The following is a 20160-nucleotide window of genomic DNA, read 5'->3' on the forward strand; positions in this document are numbered from 1 at the left end:
GAGCCGCGCATGCCACGGCGAAGGCCACGTCCGTCGCGCCGCAGTCCGGAGCAGAACGCGCGACGGGTCCCTCCGGGGTAGAGGGCGCAGCACGCGTTCAAGGAGAGGTGCGGAACACGGGAGGCCCGTCTGCGTCGCCGTCGTCGCGGCAAGGTGGCTCGTATAAGCCGAAGGTGAAATCGAGCGCTGCGCAGCGGGAGTCCGAGGGGGCCGTAGTACCGTTGATGACCGCGACGAACAACGCGGTCGGAGGGAGAGGCCCCTGCGGTGGTCGCGTCGGTCGAGGAGGTAAGCGCGAGGGCATGGCCGGCAGGACCGGCTCCAACCACCCCCGTGGGCGCGAGCCCATGGACAAAGTGCGACAACTCCAACGCCGGCTGTGGGTCGCGGCCAAGCGGCATCCGGGGCGCCGGTTCCACGCGTTGTATGACCGCATCGCGAGGGGTGACGTCCTCGCGGAAGCGTGGAAGCGGGTGAAGCGGAACCGAGGTGCGGCGGGTGTCGATGCTCAGACGCTCGCCGATATCGAGCAGCACGGCGTGGAGCGCTTCCTCGAAGAGCTTGGCGTCACGCTGCGAGCAGGTACGTACCGGCCGGCAGCGGTGCTGCGCCGGTACATCCCGAAGGCCGATGGGAAGAAGCGGCCGCTAGGCATTCCGACGATCCGGGACCGGGTGGTGCAGATGGCGGCGAAGCTGGTGCTGGAGCCGATCTTCGAGGCGGACTTTCGCCCGAGCTCGTACGGCTTCCGGCCTCGCCGCAGCGCGACGCAGGCGCTGGAGACCCTCCGCAAGCTGGGAGCTCGCAGAGGCAACCACGTCCTGGACGCGGACATCCGCGACTACTTCGGGAGCATCGACCACGACAAGCTAATGAAGCTGGTCGAGCGACGCGTCTCGGATCGGCGGGTGCTCAAGCTGCTGCGGCAGTGGCTCCGGTGCGGGGTGATGGAAGAGGGGCGGGAGGTAGCGACGCTCTCGGGGACACCGCAGGGCGGCGTGATCTCTCCACTGCTCTCGAACATCTTCCTGCACGTGCTCGATGTGGCGTGGGAGCGCCATGGTGCCCATCTGGGCACGCTGGTGCGCTACGCGGACGACTTCGTGGTCATGTGCGCCACGAGGTCGGCGTGCGAGCAGGCCGAGAGGCGCGTACGCGAGGTGCTCGCGCGGCTCGGGCTGGAGCTACACCCGGATAAGACGAGGCGGGTGGATCTCTCCTTGGGCAAGGAGGGCTTCGACTTCCTCGGCTGCCACCTGCGCAAGCGCATGAGCGGACCGATCTGGGAGCAGTCACGCCGGCGCGTGTACTTCCTCCAGCGCTGGCCCTCTCAGCGCAGCATGAATCGGGTGCGGCAGCGCGTGAAGGAGCTGACCGGTCGAGCCAGAAACGGGGTGAAGGACGTGCGGGTGCTGATCCGCGCTCTGAACCCGGTGCTGCGCGGCTGGGGCAACTACTTCCGCACCGGGAACGCGACGAGCAAGTTCAACCAGATCGACAGCTACGTGTGGCGGCGGCTCCGCGACTTCCTCAAGAAGCGCAAGGGGCGCAACCTGCGCGCGCGTGAGGTCGAAGGTTGGACATGCGACTTCTTCGTCGAAGGTCACGGGCTCCATCGTCTGCGCGGGACCGTCCAGTACCCGGAGGCTGCGTAATGCAGCGGCCCGAGAGACCACCGGTAAGCCGTGTGCGGGAAATCCGCACGCACGGTTTGAAAGGGGGTCTTGCCCTTCATCGCCCGGTTTCACGACCGGGCAGGAGAAAGTAGGATCTACCAATGCAATCGACGGTCGACTCCACTGCCGAGCTCGAGCCTCTTCACGAGATCGGCGACGCCTGGTCCATCGCGCAGCCCGGGCTGCGGGCCCGCGCGATCCGCGAGCGAGCGCCCCTGTTGCGCGCGCGCCTCGAGGCCTCGAGGCCGGTGGTCTCGGTGAGGACCTTCGACACGATGCAGCTCGCGTATCCCACCCGCTATGCGTTCTGGGGCGCGGCGCTCCTGCCGTCTCCTTTCGCGATCATGACACAGCGGGTGTTCCTGGTTCAGTTCGAGCAATCGGGTCGGCTGAAGAACCTGCTGTTCAACCCGACGGACCCCGAGGGCGCCCTGCGCGCGCCCTACCTGGAGCGGCTGCGCGCGCGCCATCCGGTGATGTCGCATCTCAGCACCCGCGTCTTCGCGCCGCTCACCTCGCAGCTCCGGGGCGCCGGCGTCGCGCCGGAGGACATTGATTACATCGCCTACGACCATTTTCATCTCCAGGACCTGCGCAAGCACCTGGGTACGAAGGAGAGCCCGGCGCCCGTCACGTTCCCGGCGGCGCAGCTCATCGCCCAGCGGCGGGAATGGGAGGCCTGGGACGCGCTCCACCCCCTCCAGTCGGCGTTCTACGTGGCGGACGGCAAGCGCGATGTCCTCGAGAGCCGGGTCCGGCTGATCGACGGCGACGTCCTCCTCGGGGACGGCGTGTGGCTGGTGCGGACGCCGGGCCACAGCACCGGCAACCAGACGCTGTTCTTCAGGACCGATCGAGGCATCTTCGGCGTCAGCGAGAACGGGGTCTCGGCGGACAACTGGTCGCCGCTCGAGAGCCGGCTGCCGGGCGTCGCGGCGCGGTGCAAGGACCAGGGCCTCGAGGTCCTGCTGAACCTCGATACGCCCGAGTCCGGCGCCGATCAGTACACCTCGATGCTGCTCGAGCGGGCCGTGGTGGATCGGGTCCCGGACCGGCCCGGGTTCGTTCAGATGGTGACCGGCTTCGAGGTGACCCGGTCGGCGCTGGCCCCCGGGGTCACGCCGACCCACCATTTCGGCGGGTTGAGCGTGGGCTCGGTCCGCCCGAAGCCGTCGCAGGCGGCGCGGGCGCCCGCGGCCGCCCACGAGGCGCGGCCGTGACGGCGCCGCGCGGCGGCCGTTCCCGGGTCAACGCCCGCTGAATTCGACCGCCGCGCGGCGGCCGTTCCCGGGTCAGCGCCCGCTGAATTCGACCGCCCGCGGCGGCGGTCCTGGGTCAACGCCCGCTGAATTCGACCGCCTGCGGCGGCGGTCCCGGGGCGACCTCCGCTGAATACGACAGCCCCGCGGCGGCCGGGCGACCATCTACCGGGCCGGCCGCGGATCGAGTAGTCGTTCTCCATTCCCGTGACGCGCCACCACCTCGGCCTCTCCGCGCTGATCTCCTGCCTCGCCCTCGCTGGATGCAATGCGATCTCCGGTATCGGCGACCTGACCTTCGACGGCGCGGACGCGAGCGGCGGCGGTGGCGCCGGCGGCGGGTCCGGTGGCAGCGGCGGTGAGGTCGGCGGCGGTGGGTCGGGCGGCGCCGGCGGTGAGGCAGGCGCCGGCGGTGAAGCAGGCGGCGCCGGCGATGCCTCGGGCGGCGGTGGCGGCGGCGGCGCGTGCGACGGAGCGCCCTGTCCAGCGCCGGTCGGCGTCGGCGTCGTGGACCAGAGCGTCACCGAGGTGTACGGCAATGCAGGTACGAGCACCCCGGTCATGGACAGGTGCCCGGAGAGCCAGGTCATCATCGGCTTCCGAGGGCTCGTGGGGATGCTGGGGGAGTCGTTCATCCATGGCCAGATCCGGGCGCAGTGTGGCCACCTGGCGCTCGACGGAGCGGGCCCGTATACGATCACCGCGGCCCCTGGCGACATGACCCCTGTCCAGGGCACCTATGGCACCGACGCCTGGGAGATGATGTGCCCGGAGAACCAGGTGGTGGTGGGCTTCAGCGGCTCGTCTGGCTCCTACCTGGATCTGCTCTTCATCGCCTGTGCGCCGCTCCTCGTGACCGGAGCGCCCGGCGATCTCCGCGTCGAGATCGGGCCCGTCACGTGGCCGGACGGCGTGGGCGGCGACGGCGGCAGCGCGTTCCCGGACACCTTCTGCGGTGCCTCCCAGGTGGCGAACCTCGTCCAGACCGTCGTCTCGAGCCCCCCCATCAGCGCCATCGGCCTGGGCTGCGCGACGGTGTCGCTCACGTACTGAGCCGTCCCCTGCCGCTCGCGGTGCGGTCGTCCGCGGGCGTCGGCCTCGCGCCCCGGCGCCGCCGACCGAGGGCGTAGGCGATGCCGCTCTGAAACGAGCCCTGCGTCACGATGCCGCTCAGGTCCGCCCCGAGCTCGATGAGCGTCCGCGCCGCCTCGGGCCCGACGCCCGTCAGCACCACCTCGGCCCCGAGCAGCCGCGCCGCGCGCGCCGCCCGCACGAGCCCGTCCGATGCGTACGCGCCCGGCGCCCTGACGCCGGTGATGTCGAGGATCGCGACGGCGGCCTGCTGCGCCGTGATCCCGCCGAGCAGCACCTCGATGATCCGCTGCGCCCGCGCCTCGTCGATCGCGCCGACGAGCGGCATCGCGAGCACCTCGTCGGCGATCGGGATGAGCGGCGTCCCGAGCTCCCGGAGCGCGCTCGCCTGCGCCTCGATCACCTGCGCCTGCAGCGTGATCCGCTCGGACTCGGACGCGATCTCCGCGGTGATGTCGCGGAGGAAGATGGCCGTCGCCGCCCCCGCTGTCGCCTGCCGGTCGAGCGCGATCGCGTCCACCCGCGCCGTCCAGGTGCGCCCGTCGGCGCGCTGGAAGTCGACCCGGCCGCTCCAGCTCTCCTCGCGGCGGAACAGCGACTCGGCCTGCTCCTCGGAGAGCCCCGCCGGCCCCGGCGCCAGCCAGCGCCATATCGCGCTGCCGGCGACGCGCTCCCCCGGCGCGACCATGTCCGTGAACGCCTCGTTCGCGTGGAGGACGTTGCCCGCCGGATCGAGCACCGCGATCCCGTCGAGCGCGTGCTCCACGAGCGCCTTGGCGCGCGCGAGCGCGGCCTCTGCCTCGCGCTGCTCGGTGACGTCTTGAACGGTGCCCAGCACCACCCGCGGAGCTCCCCCCGGATCGCGCGAGTAAACGACCGCGCGGTCGACGAGCCGCCGGTAGGTCCCGTCCCGCTTGCGGATGCGGTACGCGTGCTCGATCACCTCGCCGTCGGCCGCGCGCCGGAGGCGCTCGAAATTCTGCATGAGCCCGTCGAGATCTTCCGCGGGCACGAGGGTCGTGAGCACGCCCTCGCCCATGGCCTCGATCTCCTCGGGGCTGTATCCCGCGAGCTCGGCCACATTGCGGTTGGTGTAGACGCTCTGGATATCGACGATATCGAACAGATAGACGAGGAGCGGGAGTCCCTCGATGATGCGCCGGTCGCGCGTGGTGGTCTCGCGCAGCGCGCGGCCCTCCTGCTCGAGCGTGGCCACCTGCGCCCGGAGCTGCTCCACGAGCCCCCGGAGCTCGGCGTTCTCTGCCCTGAGGGCTTCCGCGGAGAGATGTTCATCCTTCATACGCTGCTTCCGGGGTCCGGTGTACAGGGAAGCGGTGATCTTACGCTGATGCGGTCACTCTGCACACCACCGGCGCGTGTGGAGCGTCGGCGAAGCGGTCTGAGGCGATGGCGGCTCCCGCTCCAGGCAGGATGGAGGGGGTCCTGCGGCGGTGTGGTCGAGCCTGCCTCGGCGCCTCCGGCGCATGCTGGCGAGCTCATCGGCGGGCGAGACGCTGGACGAGATGGGGAAGGGGAGCGGTGGAAGCGGTGGGAAGGGGAGCGCGGGCGGCGCGCCGGGCGCCTCCGGCGGGGCGCGGTGGCGCGCTGGAGATGCGTTAGAGTCGTCCGATGATCAGCTCGCCTTCACCTGTTCCCTCCAGCCGCCGGCCCTCACGACCGGGCGGACGGCGTCCTCTGGGCGCGACGCTCGCGCGCGCGGCCTCCGTCCTCGGCCTGTGCGCGCTCGCCATGTGCGACTCGCTCGACAACGTCGACGTGGAGGTCGGCGGCAAGGCGGTTGTCCAGCCAGGGACCCTCATCGACGACCTCATCGCCGCGCTGGACTTCGATGCTTTCCAGCGGATCGATCTCTCGGCGGAGTTCGAGAACCAGGGGGTGACGAAGGACGACGTCGACGCGGTGCACGTCGTCCACTTCACGCTCCGCGTCGAGAGCCCGGCCGACGGGAGCTTCGATTTCCTGACCTCCGCGTCGTTCTTCGCCGAGACGGACGGCCAGCCGCGGGTGCTCATCGCGAAGCTGGACGAGGTGCCGCGCGGCGCGCGCGAGCTGTCGATGGATGTTGTCGAAGGCGTGGATCTCACGCCCTATGTCGTGGCGCCCAGCATGAGGATCACGAGCGAGGCCCGCGTGAGCGGTCGCCCCGACGACGAGACGACCATCGCCGCGGACGTGCTGCTCGACGTCGACGTCAACGTGCCCGGCTGCTAGCGCGCGTCGCCGTCGCGTGCACCGGGCGTCGCGCGCTCGTCAGGGGTGGTCCAGGATGGCTGGGAACCCCCCACGGCCGCGATTTCCACATCGAGCCCGCCTGACACGCCGCTTGCCGGCGCGCCGCGCATGGCTCGCGCAGCGCGGCCAGGGACCGGGCGACCGTACGCCGAAGCCTTCCGGCGTCGTGCCTGGATGTCTCGCACGGGCGCTCTCGATCGAGCTTTCGAGAATCCCAGACGCCATCCCACAATGACCTGAAGCGCACGAGAAGAGCAGATGGCGTGCATTTCGGTCTGGCGATCTCGCCCGCGTCGTTGGTATAGCCGTCTGGCGGGAGCGAGTAGTAGTGAGCGGGCTATCGCAGGTAAGGTCGCCGGGCGGTCTGCCATGAATACGCACCCCCCTCGGGCCGATGGTCCCATTCGGCCCGGGGGCTCTTTTCATCTCTTCCTCTCTCCTGGCGTCCTGAGCGGTTCATCTCTCCTTCTTCCTTCATCTCTCATGGCGATTCGACCGCCCTCTCGTCTCGTCCGAGCACCGCGCCCTCGACGTCATCCCGCCCTGGCGCGCCGGGCCACTCACGCCCCCGCTGTCACGAGCTCGACCAGCTCGGCCAGGCTCGCTCCCGTGGCATCCGCGCGCACGCCCAGCTCCTCGGGCGGCAGCCCCAGTCGGTTGACCCAGAACGTCGGGTAGCCGAACCACCTGGCGCCCGCCGCATCCCAGCCGGCGAACGGGACGAACACGATCTCGTCGCGCTCCAGGCGGAACGCGTCGAGCGCCATCCGGTACGCGCGCGGATCCGGCTTGTACGTCCTCGCCCTGTCGGTGCTGAGCGCGTGCTCGATCAGGCCTCCCAGGCCGGCGCTCTCGATCGCGGCGTCGAGCATCCTCGGCGTGAAGTTGGACAGGAACGAGAGCCGGATGCCCGCGTCCTTCAACGACCTCAGCGCCGGCGCCGCGTCCGGCCACGCCCTGAGCTCGAGATACGCCCCGAGGAGCCGCGAGCGCTTTGCCTCCCCGAGATCGAGCTTCAGCTGCCTCTCGGCGAACACCAGCGCGTCTCCCGTCACTCGCCAGAAATCAGCGTACTCGCCCGAGGCCACCCGGAGCCACGTGTACTCGAATTGACGGGCGCGCCAGGCGTCGCTCAGCAGCGCGCCCTTGCCCGGCGAGAGCTCCTCCGCGAGCGTGGTGATCGGCCTCGGGTCGAGGACGGCAAAGGCGTCGAAGGCGACGGCCCTGATCTTCGAGCGCGCTGCAGGCCGCGGCGACGCCGGCCCGCGCTCCGCAGCGCACGAGGCGGCCATGGCCAGCGGGGCCGAGCCGAGGAGGCCTGTCGCGGCGGTCCCGGCGACGAGGTCGAGAAACTCACGGCGATTCGAAAGCATGCTGTCCTCGCTCAGGTGGTCCGACGTGGAACGTACGAGTGCGCAGGCGCACGAGCGCGCAGGCGCACGAGCGCGCAGGCGCACGAGCGCGCTACATCGACGCAAAGCGTGCACGCTCCGCCGTTGCCCGGGGATCCGCGATCGCCGTATACTCGCCATGCATCCTCGCATGGCGCGGAGCGCTCTCCGGCAGCAGCGCCCCGCGCGCCGGAGCCATGCTCGACTGGGACGACCTGCGCTACTTCCTCGCCGTCGCGCGGCACGGCAACCTCTCCGCCGCCGCGCGCGCGCTGAAGGTCACGCAGCCGACGGTCGGGCGGCGCATCGACGCGTTCGAGCGGCGCCTCGGGGCGAAGCTCTTCCTGCGCTCGCCGTCCGGATTCGCGCTCTCGGCCGCCGGCGAGGGCGTGCTCGGGCACGCCGAGCGCATGGAGCAGGGCGCGCTCGCCGCCGAGCTCGCCGCAGCAGGGCGCGACGCCGGCCTGAAAGGACACCTGCGCATCACCGCGTCCGAGTGGCTCGCCGTCCGCGTCCTCGGGCCGCTGCTCGCCCCGTTCCTCGCGCGCCACCCCGCCATCTCCGTCGATCTCGTCGCGGACGCGCGCTGGCTGAGCCTGCCGCGGCGAGAAGCCGACATCGCCCTTCGCCCCGCGGCGTTCGAGCACCACGAGGTCTTCCAGCGCGAGGTCGCGCGCATCGGGTTCGGCCTCTACGCGTCGGAGGACTACCTCGCCGAGCGCGGCTTGCCGGACTTCGGCCGGCAGTGCGAGGGCCACGCCCTCGTCACGATGAGCAGCGACGAGCCGCCCGCCGTCGCCGATCTGCCGTGGCTGCGCGCCATCGCCGCGAAGGCCCGCGTGGCCGCCCGCACCAACGGCCGCGAGGCCCAGGCGACCATGGGCGCCGCCGGGGTCGGGCTCGTCTGCCTGCCGCGCTACCTGGGCGACGCGACGGCGGGCCTGCGCCTCCTGGAGCCGCCCTCGCCGCCGCCCGAGCGCGCGCTGTGGCTCGGGGTGCACCGGGACGCGCGCGGGGTGCCGCGCGTGAAGGCGCTCGTCGCGTTCATCGCCGACGCCCTCGCGCCGCTGCGGCGCGCCCTGCTGCCCGACGCGCGGCCCCGGGAGATCAGGTGACGCGCGCGCCCGCTACGGGGCGCCGTCGAGCTGACACGCCCGGTGCGCCTCGAAGGCCTCCGAGCAGACCTCCTTGAACGACGTCTCGCACGCAGACGCGCTGGAGCCCAGGCACTCGAAGAGCGGGTCGAGCCACCGCGCGATCTGCTGGCAGGACGTCGTCGAGGCGATCTGGATGCCGGTGCTCATGCAGTCGAAGTACGGCGCGGTCAGCGCGTTGCAGGGGTGCGGCGCCGAGAGCAGCTCCGCGCAGGCCTCGCGACAGCCGTTCTCCGGGCACGCTCGGTCGAAGAGCGCGCAGAAGGAGCCGCACGAGGCCAGCTGCGCCTCGACCGGATCCGCGCCGCTCGCGCTCGACGACTGCGGGCCCACGATCGCGCTCGACGACTGCGGGCCCGCGCTCGCGCTCGACGACTGCAGGCCCGCGCTCGCGCTCGACGTGACGCCCGCTCCCCCGGAACCTTCGATGCTCCCGGGGGACCCGTCGACGACGACGTTCCCGCCGCAGGCGCTCGCCCCCGCGAGCGCGACGAGCGAGGCCAGGCCCGCTGAGACCAGCGTCGTTCTCATGCGGCGATACTACACCGGGGCGGGCAGGGCAGGGGCGCGCGCCCCGTCGATCCCGCGCGCGCCCGCGCGCGCCCCGCAGCTCACTCCACGGCCTGCGACTGCTCGATCGCGTCCTCGCGGCGCTCGCGGCGGTTGCACGCGAGCACCTTCTTGCGGACGCGCACGGCGTCGGGCGTGACCTCGACGAGCTCGTCGCCGTCGATCCACTCCATCGCCGTCTCGATCGTGAGCAGCCGCGGGCTGGCCAGGAGGACGTTCTCGTCCTTGCCGTGGTTGCGCACGTTGGAGAGCTTCTTCTCCTTGATCACGTTGACGTCGGTGTCGTTCGGCCGGTTGTGCTCGCCGATGATCATCCCCTCGTAGACCTCGACGCCGGGGACGATGAAGAACATCCCGCGCGGCTGCAGGTGGTGCAGCGCGTACGGGGTCGCCACGCCAGCGCGGTCGGAGACGATGGCCCCGGTCGGGCGGCGCATCATCGGGCCGCCCCAGGGCGCCCAGCCGTCGAACATCGTGTTGAGCAGGCCCGTGCCGCGCGTCGCCGTCAGGAACTCGCCGCGGAAGCCGATGAGCCCGCGCGACGGCACCCGGAACTCGAGGCGGGCGCGCCCGAAGCCGGGGTTCGTCATCTTCACCATCCGGCCGCGCCGGCCGCTGAGCCGCTCGGTCACGATGCCGACGTAGGTGTCCGGCACGTCCACGACCACGAGCTCGACCGGCTCCATCACCTCGCCGTTGATCTCGCGCGTCACCACCTCGGGGTTCGAGAGCTGCATCTCGTACCCCTCGCGCCGCATCGTCTCGACCAGGATCGCGAGCTGGAGCTCGCCGCGCCCGAGCACCACGAAGGTGTCCGGCACCTCGGTCGGCTCGACCCGGATCGCGAGGTTCTTCATCGCCTCGCGCTCGAGCCGCTCCTTCAGGTGGCGGCTCGTCAGGTACTTCGACTGCTTGCTCTTGCCGGCGAACGTCGACGTATTGACGCCGATCTTCATCTTGATCGTCGGCTCCTCGACGACGATCCGCGGCAGCGCCTCGGGCTGCCCCGGATCCGCGATCGTGTCGCCGATTGTGACCCCATCGAGCCCCGCGATCGCGACCACCTCGCCCGCGACGGCGCTCTCGACCGCGACCCGCTTCAGCCCCTCGTAGGCGTAGAGCATCTTCACGTAGCCGCGCGACTGGCCGTCCTCGCCGAGGAGCGCGACGTCGGCGCCGGACCGGGCCGTGCCGCGGACCACGCGGCCGACCGCGAGCCGGCCCACGTAGTCGTCGTGCGTCGTGTTGCAGACGATGACCTGGAGCGGCCCGTCCGGGTCGCCCGAGGGCGCCGGGACCCGATCGAGGATGGTCTCGAAGAGCGGCTGGAGGTCCGTGGCCTCGTGCTCGAGCTCGCGCTTCGCCTGGCCGAACTTCGCCACGGCGTAGAGCGTCGCGAAGTCCTGCTGCGGGTCGCTCGCCTCGAGGTCGCAGAAGAGGTCGAACACCTCGGAGAGCACCTCGTGGGCGCGCGCGTCGCTGCGGTCGATCTTGTTGATGACGACGATGACCGGGAAGCCGCGCTGGAGGCACTTCGAGAGCACGAAGCGCGTCTGCGGCAGCGGGCCCTCGGCGGCGTCGACGAGGAGCAGCGCCCCGTCGGCCATCATCAGCGTGCGCTCGACCTCGCCGCCGAAGTCGGAGTGGCCGGGCGTGTCCACGATGTTGATCTTGACCCCGCGGTACCGGATGCTGGTGTTCTTCGCGAGGATGGTGATGCCGCGCTCGCGCTCGAGGTCGTTCGAGTCCATGACCCGCTCGGCCACAACCTCGTTCTCTCGGAAGGCGCCCGACTGGCGGAGCATGTGATCGACGAGCGTCGTCTTCCCGTGGTCGACGTGGGCGACGATGGCGATGTTGCGGAGATCATTACGCGGCATATACGGCGGCGGCCGTGTAGCACGCGACCCACGGAGGAGCGAGCCCATCCTCGCCAGAGGTCGAACGTCCGGCCGACGCCGGCGCGCCGGCGACGCGCGGGTTGCGCGCAGGTTCCGCGCCGGCGACGCGCGGGTTCTGCGCAGGCCAGGCGCTCCGGCTCGCGGTGAGTCCGCCGTCGCCGGGGGCGAGCGCCCCAGCTCGGCGGTGATCTCGCGGCGGCCGCTCGCGGTCACCGGGCTCGACAGGACGACTGTTGACAGGCGATCGAGCGCCGCCATAGGGTGCGCGCCGTGCTGGTGCCTGGGCCCTTGCCCAGGCTCAATAGGGAACCCGGTGAGAATCCGGGGCTGCCCCGCAGCGGTAAGCGAGAACGACCTCCACGACGAGCACTGGCCCGAGAGGGCTGGGAAGCGGTGGACAGTAGGAAGTCGGCCCGGCCGAGGAGCTCGCAAGCCCGAAGACCTGCCAGCGCCCGGCGACGGGGAGACATCTGGCGCCGGTTCGACCTGGGAGCCTCGAGGGAGGCGGTGAGGTCCGTGCCGTCGCAGCGTCTGCGCGCGTCCCGGAGTCCGACCCGCCCCCGCGCTGCCTCCCGGTAGCCCGTGGGGGCGAGAGGTCGGTCCAGGGCATCGCCGCCACTGGACTGCCTTCCCTCCGCTCGGCGCGAGCGGCCCCGATCCGCTCGGCGCGATGCCAGCAAGAGGAGGACGCGCATGCCGCGCGAGACGATCACGAAGGGCCACGGACACCGCCGCTCACGCCACCTGCTCGCCGCACTATCGATCTCGCTGACCGTCGCGCGGCTCGCGCGCGCCGAGGTCGAGGCGCCGGAGGCGCCGACCGCCGCCCCGGGGGCGCCCGCGGACGGCGGGGCGAAGGCGCTCGCGGAAGGCGCGGGGGCGAGCGCCGACGGCGGCGCGGGGGCGAGCGCCGACGGCGGCGCGATCGAGGTCACCATCCAGGCGGAGAAGCCGGCGAGCGAGGCCGCCTCGCGCGTCTCCGTCGGGCATCGCGAGCTCGAGCTCAGGCCGAGGCTCCGGCCGGGCGACATCGTCGAGGCGGTCCCGGGGCTCTTCGCCGTGCAGCACGCCGGCGGCGGCAAGGCCAACCAGTACTTCCTCCGCGGGTTCGACGCGGACCACGGGACCGACGTCGCCTTCTTCGTCGACGGGGTGCCCGTCAACATGGTCAGCCACGGCCACGGGCACGGCTTCACCGATCTCTACTTCGTGATCCCGGAGCTCGTTACCGGGCTCGACGGCTACAAGGGGCCTTATTACGCGAGCATCGGCGACTTCGGCACCGCGGGCGCCGTGAACTTCCGCTTCGCCGAGAAGCTCGACGAGAGCCACGCGCAGCTCAGCCTCGGGCAGCACGGGATCGCCCGCGGCCTCGTGGTCGCCTCGCCGGATCTCGGCGACGCGTGGCGCGCGGTCGCCGCGGCGGAGATCTACCGGAACGACGGGCCCTTCCTCAGCCCGGAGCGGCTCAAGCGCTTCAACGTGTACCTGAGGGCGACGCACGACCTGAGCCCCACCGGGAAGATCCAGATGACGTGGATGTCCTACGGGTCGACCTGGCACGGCTCCGGCCAGATCCCCGCGCGCGCCGTGTGCGGCGAGGGCGAGCAGGACCAGCTGAACCCGCCGCCGTCCGCCTACGGACAGCCGTGCATCGATCACTTCGGCTCGGTCGATCCGACCGAGGGCGGGGCCACCCAGCGGCACATGGCGTCCCTCGCGTACTCGACCGCGTGGCGGGACGCCGACCTGAGCGCGCTGGCCTACCTCGTCCGCTACCGCTTCACGCTGTACTCGAACTTCACGTTCTTCAGCGAGGACCCGGTCCACGGCGATCAGATCGAGCAGAACGACGATCGCGTCGTCGGAGGCGCCGAGCTCCGGCTCCGCAGGCAGCTCGAGTACCGCGGGGCGAAGCTCACGACGTCGCTCGGCGCGCAGATCCGCGCCGACGCGATCGACAAGTCACTCCACCACGACGAGGCGCGCGAGCGGCTCGAGGAGCGGGGCACGGCCCACGTCGACGAGGGCCAGATCGGCGTCTACGTCGAGCAGGACGCCCGGATCCGGCGCTGGCTCCGCTTCGTGGCCGGGGTGCGCGGGCAGTGGATCGACGTCAACGTGGACGACCGGCGCGAGGACCTGGGCGCGACCGGGAACAGGTCGAGCGGCTTCCGGGGGCAGATGCAGCTCTTCCCGAAGCTCACGGCGATCGTCTCGCCCGTCGCGGCGCTCGACCTCTTCGCCCATTACGGGCGGGGCTTCCACTCGAACGACGCCCAGGGCGTGGTGCTGCGCGAGGGGGCGGCGACGCTCATCACCCCCGCGACGGGCTACGAGGTCGGCGCGAGGGCCACGCCGCTCCGCGGCCTGACGCTGAGCGCGGCGGGGTTCCTCCTCGATGTCGACTCGGAGCTCGTCTGGAGCGGCGACGCGGGCGCGACCGAGCCGTCGGGGCAGACGCGGCGCTACGGCCTGGAGATCGGCGGGCGCTACCGGCTCGGGAGCTGGCTCTTCGCCGACGTCGACGCGACCTTCACCCGCGCGCGCTTCCGGGCGAACGCAGGCAACGGGAGCGCGGTGGCCCTCGCGCCGACCCGGACGCTGACCGCGGGGATCGGCGTCCGGCCGACGTTCGGCGCGCTCACGCCGTTCGCGGCGCTCCGGGTCAAGGCGATCGGCGCGCGGCCCGCGACCGAGGACGAGTCGCTGACGGCCGAGGGGTTCACGGTCGTCGACGCGAACGCCGGGCTCCGGTGGAAGGACGTCGAGGTGGCCGTGGACGTCCAGAACCTCTTCGACGCGACGTGGCGCGAGGTCCAGTTCGCGAGCGAGTCGCGGCTGCCGTACGAGCCGGCCGCGGTCACCGGCATCCACTACTCGCCGGGGTGGCCGTTCACGGCGATGGGGCGGGCGACGCTGTACTGGCGGTGAGCCGCGCGCGCCGGAGCGCCGCTCGAGCGCCCGCTGTAAGCTCTGCTCGGGGCCGTCGTTGCGAAGAGGTGCGCCCTCGGCCATCGCGCCGGGGCGCCTCCACGAGGGCTCCCATGCTGCTCCGCATCTGCTCGTCTCACGGTCCGCGCAGGCCTGGTGCCGCGCGCAAGCGCCATCGCGCGCGCAGGCCTGGTGCCGCGCGCAAGCGTCATCTCGCGCGCAAGCGTCATCTCGCGCGCAAGCGCCATCTCGCGCGCAAGCGTCATCTCGCGCGCAAGCGCCATCTCGCGCACAAGCGCCCGGCGCCCGCCGCGTTCCTCCTCGCGCTGGCCGTCGCTTTCCTCGTCGCCCTGACCGGCTGCGGCCCTCGCCTCGTCCCGTTCACGCACGAGCTCCGGGTGCAGCACGACCTCACCGACAGGGACGTGAAGAACCTCCAGTTCTACCTCTCGCACGAGGTCGCGCTGCGCCGCGAGCTCACGTCCGAGCGCTCGCAGATCACGAGCAGCCACAAGCTCCTGCTCGTCTCGGGGAAGGTCATCGAGGAGGTCGTCGTCGAGGAGCGCACCCCGGGCGTCGTCGTCGACGCGCGCGCGGGCGCCCTCTCGGTGAGCTTCGAGCCCGGCGCGTCGCTCGCGTTCTCCGCCGCCCCCGAGCCCTCCGCGCCCGCGCCGTCGTTCCCCGGCTTCGCGACCCCGCCCGATCCGTTCCCCGGCAACGCGGGGCCGCTCCTCGCCGTCCCGCTTCCGCCCCTCGAGGGCGGCGCCCCCGGCGGCAACTACTGGCTCGCGGCCGGGCCCGGCGGCGAGGTGCGGTACCAGGGCAAGGCGTTCTCGGCGATCGAGGACAGCCTGCGCGCGCACCTCCTGATCGACGCCGACGCGCTCGAGGAGGTCGTCGAGCGCCGCAAGGTCCTCCCGGGCGTGCGCCTCTCCGGCCGGTGACGCACCACGGCGCGCGGCGGCGGCGCTCGACCGCCTTCGTGAGCCAGCCACGAGCCAGCCACGAGCCAGCCGTGAGCCAGCCGGCCGTCGGCTCGCCCGCAGCCGCCGCGCGCCGTTGCGAAGGCGCGGCCCCTGGGCTTCCATGCCCGACCGCCCGTGCCCTCGCCCCCGCTCTCCCTGCTCCGCACGCCGCGCGCCCGCGCGGAGCTCGTCGCGAACGGCTGGGAGCTGTTCTCCGCGCTCCTGTTCCTCTCGGCGGTCGTCCCCGCGGCCCTCACCACCCCGTGGCCGGCCATCCTCCTGCTCGGCTCGATGGCCCCCTCGGCCGCGCTCTCGGGCGTGCTCGTCCGGCGTGGCGACCGTGGCTTCGCCATCGCGGCGGCGATCCGGACCCTCTCGTGGCCGCTCGCGGTCTTGCCCCTCGCCGGGCGGGGCGCCCCCGCCGCGCCCCCCTCGTGGCCCAGCCCGCTCGGGATCGGCCACGCGACCCCGCCCGCGTGGCTCGGCCTCCTGGTCACCGCCGTCGCCTTCGGCGTCATGGCCGGCGGCATGCGCCGCGCCATCTACCGCGCCCTGCTCCGCGCGGACGCGCCCGACGGCGGCGCCTCCGAGGCCGACTCCGCGCGCGCCCTCGCCGCGGCGCTCCGGCCGAGGCTCGCGGAGTCGGCGACGACCGCGGGCATCGTGGGCGGCCACGTCATGCTGCTCTTCTCCGTCGCGTTCCTCCGCACCCAGAGTCAGCTCGTGTTCCACGCGTGGTTCGAGGTCGTCCCGCTCCTCGCGCTCTCCGGCACCCTCGGCTTCACCCTCGCCGTGCGCCCCGCCACGGGCGCGATCGTCGCCGCCCTCGAGGCCGGCCCGTCCGGCGACGGCGCGCTGCTCGGCCGCGGCCTCGCCCGCGCGGAGCGGCTCCCCGACGTGCTCGCCTCCCTCAACTTCGCGCTCTGGCTCGCGTGCACCGCGATCGGCATCGCCTACGTGCGCCCCGGCGCCGCGTTCGGCCACGCCGACGCGCTCATGCAGCTCGGCTTCGGCGCGCTCTTCGGCTTCGGCGTCTCGTTCTACCAGCGCGCGTGGCACAAGGACTCTGTCGCGCGGGCCGTCGACCTCCTGCGCGCGTGGACGGGCGCGCCCGAGCGCGGCGGCGCGCCCCCGATGCCCCTCCGGCGGCGCATGCTCCGCGACTTCGGGCTGCCGCTCCTGTTCACCGGGCTGCTCTCGCTCTTCTCCTCCATCGGCCTCTACCGCGCCCTCGCGACCGGCTCGTCGTTCAACGAGGACTTCAACGCCGTCACCGCCCTCTTCGCCTCGTTCTCGCTCCTCGTGCTCGCCGCCCTCGGCGTCGTCGCGAGGGCGGCGCGCGAGCTCTCGCGGCCGATGGCGCAGCTCGCCCGCGCCGCCGACGAGGTCGCGCGCGGCGAGCTCGACGCCGCGGTGCCGCGGCTGTCCGGGCCGAAGGAGGTCGTGGGCCTCGGCGAGAGCGTCGAGCGCATGCGGCAGGCGCTGTCCCGCACGATCGCCGAGCTCGAGGGCGAGCGCGCCGGCCTCGAGGAGAACGTCGCCGCGCGCACCGCGGAGCTCACGCGCGCGCTCTCCGAGCTCCGGCGGACGCAGGCCGCGCTCATCCAGGGCGAGCGGCTCGCCTCCATCGGCGAGCTCGTCGCCGGCGTCGCCCACGAGATCTATAACCCCCTGAACGCCATCGCCGGCGCCGCCCAGCCGATCGAGGAGCGCGCCGCCGAGCTCCGCGCCGTCCTCGACGCCTACCGGGCCGCCGAGCGCGAGCTGCCGGAGGACCGCCGCCGCGCCCTCGCGGCGCTCCGCGAGCGGCTCCAGGCCGACGCCGCGCTCGATGACCTCGTCGGCATCTCGACCGTCGTCCACCGGGCGGTCGAGCGCAGCGTCCGCATCGTCACCAACCTGAAGAGCTTCTCGCGCGTCTCGGGCGAGCCGCTGCCCGTCGACCTGCACGCCGGGCTGGAGGAGACGCTCTTGCTGCTCGGGCCGCGGCTCCGGCAGGCGCGCATCGAGGTGATCAGGCGCTACGGCGAGCTGCCGCCGGTCACGTGCCGGAGCGGCGAGATCAACCAGGTGTTCATGAATCTCCTCGTGAACGCCATCCAGGCGCTGGAGGACGCGGGCGCCGCGCCGCCGTCCCCCGCCGCGCCGCCCTCGGCCCCCGCCGGCGAGGCGCCACGCCCGCCCGGCGCGCCGGCGATCTGCGTCGAGACGTGGATCGACGAGGACATGGCGGCCGTCGCGATCGCCGACAGCGGCCCCGGCGTGCCGCCCGACCTCGCGCAGCGCATCTTCGACCCGTTCTTCACCACGAAGCCGCGAGGGCAGGGGACCGGCCTCGGGCTCTCGATCTCGACGGACATCGTCCGTCGGCACGGCGGCACGCTCTCCCTCGCGCCGGCGGAGGACGGCCGCGGCGCCGGCCCGCGTCGCGGCGAGCTGGCCTCGGTCCACGGCGCGCGCTTCGTCTGCCGTCTTCCCCTCGATCCTCGCCCGGGAAGCGCCCGCCTGCAAGCCGATGCACCCGCGGCTGCGCGGCCGTCTGCGGAGGCGTGCCCGCCAGCGCGGTCGTCCGCGCAGGCATGACCATCGCGCAATCGGCGCGGGTCTCCCACCCCACCGCCAACGCGGAGCGCGCACGAGATTCATCTCCATCCGATCGCGGGCCCGTAGACCGGCTGTTTCAAAACGGATACCTTCAGCGAGCGATCCGACTCACCGCACAGCGCAATAAGGCCCCTGAGACAAGCGAAACGCACTTCCGGGGAGCGCTGAGGAGAAACGAAGGCACCATGGAGCGCGCGATTCAGCGACCGGCAGGTCCCAAGGCTTCGAGCACCGATCCGTTGATCGGAAAGGTCGTGGCCGGCCGGTACCGGCTCGAGGCACGGCTTGGCGAAGGCGGCATGGGCGTCGTTTACCGCGCCCGTCACGTGCTGATCGACCGGGTCGTCGCCCTGAAGCTCATCCGGCCCGATCTCCGCGGAGAGACTCATCTCCGCGCGTGGATGCTGCGCGAGGCGCGCGCCGCAAACCGCGTTGACCACGCCCACATCATCGATATCCACGACATCGGCGAGACCGAGGAGGGCGAGCTCTATCTCGTCATGGAGTACCTCGTCGGCACGGCGCTCTCGGCAGAGCTCGCGCGCGGCCCGATGCCGATCGCGCGATCGGTGGACATCCTCGAGCAGATGTGCGCCGCGCTCGCGCGCGCCCACGACCTCGGCGTCGTGCACCGCGACCTGAAGAGCGACAACATCCTGCTCACCCACCGCGGCGGCCGGAAGGACTTCGTCAAGATCCTCGACTTCGGCCTCGCCGCCATCGCGCGCGACCCGCGCCTCGCCCCGAAGGGCGCGGTCTTCGGGACGCCCGAGTACATGTCGCCCGAGCAGGCCCGCGGCGAGGAGGCGACGGCGCAGTCGGACCTCTACGCGCTCGGCGTGCTCTTCTTCGAGATGCTCACCGGGCAGCTCCCCTTCCGCGCGAACGACCGCGACACCCTCCTCGAGATGCAGCGGACCCACGCGCCGCCGCGCCCCCGCTCGATCCGCCCCGACGCGCACTCGCAGGGCGAGTCGATCGTGCTGCGCCTGCTCGAGAAGGACATCCGCAAGCGCTACCGCGACGCCCACCACCTCCAGGAGGAGCTGAAGGCGCTCCAGCGCGGGCTCCCGGCCCACGCGTGGGAGGTCGAGGGGAGCGACGGCGTGCCGCTGCCGCCGCCGCCGCCGCCGCCGCAGAGCGCGGGCGTCATCGAGTGGGCGAGCCGCGCGGCGCTCTTCTCGCGCATGGTCTCGCGCGCCTACCCGTCCGGGCAGGTGCCGCAGGAGGTCCAGAACGGCCTCGCGCAGGCGTGGGATCTCGCCGCGCGCGCCAACAAGCTCGAGGGCGAGGTCGCGAGCCTCACCCGCAAGCTCGAGGCGCTCGAGCGCCGCGGCCGCGCGCTGCGCGCCGAGATCGGCCGCAAGGTCGAGGAGCTCGCGCACGAGGAGTCGCGCGTGATGCGCGAGGCGATGGCCGACGGCGAGGACGTCGAGAAGGTCCGCGTGGAGCTCGCCGCCGCCGAGAAGCTCGCGCTGTCCGCGCGCCAGCTCGCCGACGCGGCCGCCCGCCAGGGCAACCACGACCCGCTCGTCTACGAGCGCGCGGGCGCGGTCGGCGCGACCGCGCAGGCGAAGCGCGAGCAGCTCGGGCGCTACGAGCACAAGAAGAACGCGCGCGAGGCGAACGCGCGCGACCTGCGCCGCCAGATCGACGAGCTCCGCGCCCAGCTCGCCCGCTACGCCGAGGCCCTCGAGGAGGACCTCGCGCAGGGGCGCGAGCGCGTCGCGGCGCGCACGCGCGAGGGCCTCGCGTACGAGAAGTCCTTCAGCGAGGCGTCGAACCTGCTCCTGAGCCACCTCCGCAACAAGCCGGAGTGTCGGGATCTCGTGGCGGAGCTCCTCACCTCGCACGCCAGCCCCAACGCCGACTCGGGCTCCGATCAGCGGCTCTCCGGCGCCGACCGGCGACAGAACGCGACCGAGCGCAACTGAACACGACAATCCATGGAGGAGCGCGGTAATGCGCGCTCTTCTCAATTTCCATCCGCGCGTTCCATCCGCGCGTTCCATCCCGCGCGCCTACGCGATCTCCCTACGCAATCCCCTGACGCAGCGGCGCTGACAGCGACGCTCGTCGTGCGCGCGCGTCGCACCCTCTCGACGGCGTCTGCCACGCATGGTAGCTAGCGCGCGCCTCGGCGGTCCCGGTCACGGTGGCGGCTTACCCGGTAGTCCCGGGCATCCCGACACCGCCGGTCGCTGAGGGGCGAGGCTGTGCTGAAGCGTCGGCGTTAGAGCAAGAACCCATCCGGCAGCGCGCCGGTTCTCCTTCCCCTTTACGCAGGCGGCCAACCCCTCGGAACCACGAAGCTGCAGGCGGCGATGGCGCTGCCCTCAGCCTCGGATTTTGCGATGGAGG

At 72.4% G+C, this 20160-nt stretch carries 13 protein-coding genes and 1 riboswitch; of the genes, 9 read left to right on the forward strand and 4 right to left on the reverse strand.

Going from position 1 to position 20160, the window contains the following annotated elements:
- Positions 1-347: 347 nt before the first annotated feature.
- The 3 genes from ltrA to WME89_RS07615 all read left to right on the forward strand — a co-directional run bounded on the left by ltrA (position 348) and on the right by WME89_RS07615 (position 3988).
- Positions 348-1655, forward strand: a complete 1308-nt coding sequence (gene ltrA, locus WME89_RS07605; protein ID WP_438008563.1) for a group II intron reverse transcriptase/maturase — start codon at positions 348-350, stop codon at positions 1653-1655.
- Positions 1656-1777: 122 nt separating this feature from the next.
- Positions 1778-2896 (forward strand): hypothetical protein, encoded by a 1119-nt coding sequence (locus WME89_RS07610; RefSeq protein WP_438008564.1) that lies wholly within the window; start codon positions 1778-1780, stop codon positions 2894-2896.
- Positions 2897-3142: 246 nt separating this feature from the next.
- Positions 3143-3988 (forward strand): hypothetical protein, encoded by an 846-nt coding sequence (locus WME89_RS07615; protein WP_438008565.1) that lies wholly within the window; start codon positions 3143-3145, stop codon positions 3986-3988.
- On the opposite strand, the gene WME89_RS07620 is transcribed toward WME89_RS07615, so the two are convergent.
- Entirely contained in the window at positions 3978-5327 is a 1350-nt protein-coding gene (locus WME89_RS07620; RefSeq protein WP_438008566.1) for a PAS domain S-box protein, read from the reverse strand. The two genes, WME89_RS07615 and WME89_RS07620, sit on opposite strands and share 11 nt — an antisense overlap.
- A 449-nt stretch (positions 5328-5776) precedes the next feature.
- On the opposite strand from WME89_RS07620, the gene WME89_RS07625 reads away from it, so the two are divergent.
- The gene (locus WME89_RS07625) at positions 5777-6259 is read left to right on the forward strand and encodes a hypothetical protein (protein ID WP_438008567.1); all 483 of its coding nucleotides are present in this window, start codon (positions 5777-5779) and stop codon (positions 6257-6259) included.
- A 581-nt stretch (positions 6260-6840) separates the two neighbouring features.
- Here the strand turns inward: WME89_RS07625 and WME89_RS07630 are convergent.
- Entirely contained in the window at positions 6841-7653 is an 813-nt protein-coding gene (locus tag WME89_RS07630; RefSeq protein WP_438008568.1) for a haloacid dehalogenase type II, read from the reverse strand.
- Positions 7654-7868: 215 nt separating this feature from the next.
- Between WME89_RS07630 and WME89_RS07635 the strand changes: the two genes are divergently transcribed.
- Positions 7869-8786 carry a LysR family transcriptional regulator gene (locus tag WME89_RS07635; RefSeq protein WP_438008569.1) on the forward strand — a complete coding sequence of 306 codons (918 nt, stop codon included), beginning with the start codon at positions 7869-7871 and terminating at the stop codon, positions 8784-8786.
- 12 nt (positions 8787-8798) lie between these two features.
- On the opposite strand, the gene WME89_RS07640 is transcribed toward WME89_RS07635, so the two are convergent.
- Both WME89_RS07640 and typA read right to left on the reverse strand, forming a co-directional pair.
- Positions 8799-9356, reverse strand: coding sequence for a hypothetical protein (locus tag WME89_RS07640; RefSeq protein ID WP_438008570.1), 558 nt, complete (start codon positions 9354-9356; stop codon positions 8799-8801).
- An 80-nt stretch (positions 9357-9436) separates the two neighbouring features.
- Positions 9437-11323 (reverse strand): translational GTPase TypA, encoded by a 1887-nt coding sequence (gene typA, locus WME89_RS07645; protein WP_438008571.1) that lies wholly within the window; start codon positions 11321-11323, stop codon positions 9437-9439.
- A 230-nt stretch (positions 11324-11553) separates the two neighbouring features.
- Positions 11554-11760: riboswitch (cobalamin riboswitch) on the forward strand.
- A gap of 229 nt (positions 11761-11989) precedes the next feature.
- Here typA and WME89_RS07650 point away from each other — a divergent pair.
- From WME89_RS07650 to WME89_RS07665, 4 genes are all read left to right on the forward strand, one after another.
- Positions 11990-14230 (forward strand): TonB-dependent receptor, encoded by a 2241-nt coding sequence (locus WME89_RS07650; protein WP_438008572.1) that lies wholly within the window; start codon positions 11990-11992, stop codon positions 14228-14230.
- 113 nt (positions 14231-14343) lie between these two features.
- Complete coding sequence (locus WME89_RS07655) at positions 14344-15174, forward strand: DNA-directed RNA polymerase (RefSeq protein ID WP_438008573.1); 831 nt, start codon at positions 14344-14346, stop codon at positions 15172-15174.
- 156 nt (positions 15175-15330) lie between these two features.
- A complete protein-coding gene (locus WME89_RS07660; protein ID WP_438008574.1) occupies positions 15331-17778 on the forward strand; it encodes a sensor histidine kinase in 2448 nt (815 codons plus the stop codon).
- Positions 17779-17984: 206 nt separating this feature from the next.
- Complete coding sequence (locus WME89_RS07665) at positions 17985-19733, forward strand: protein kinase domain-containing protein (RefSeq protein ID WP_437652846.1); 1749 nt, start codon at positions 17985-17987, stop codon at positions 19731-19733.
- The last annotated feature ends 427 nt before the right edge of the window (positions 19734-20160 follow it).

Source organism: Sorangium sp. So ce321 (assembly GCF_051530195.1).
Lineage (GTDB): Bacteria > Myxococcota_A > Polyangia > Polyangiales > Polyangiaceae > Sorangium.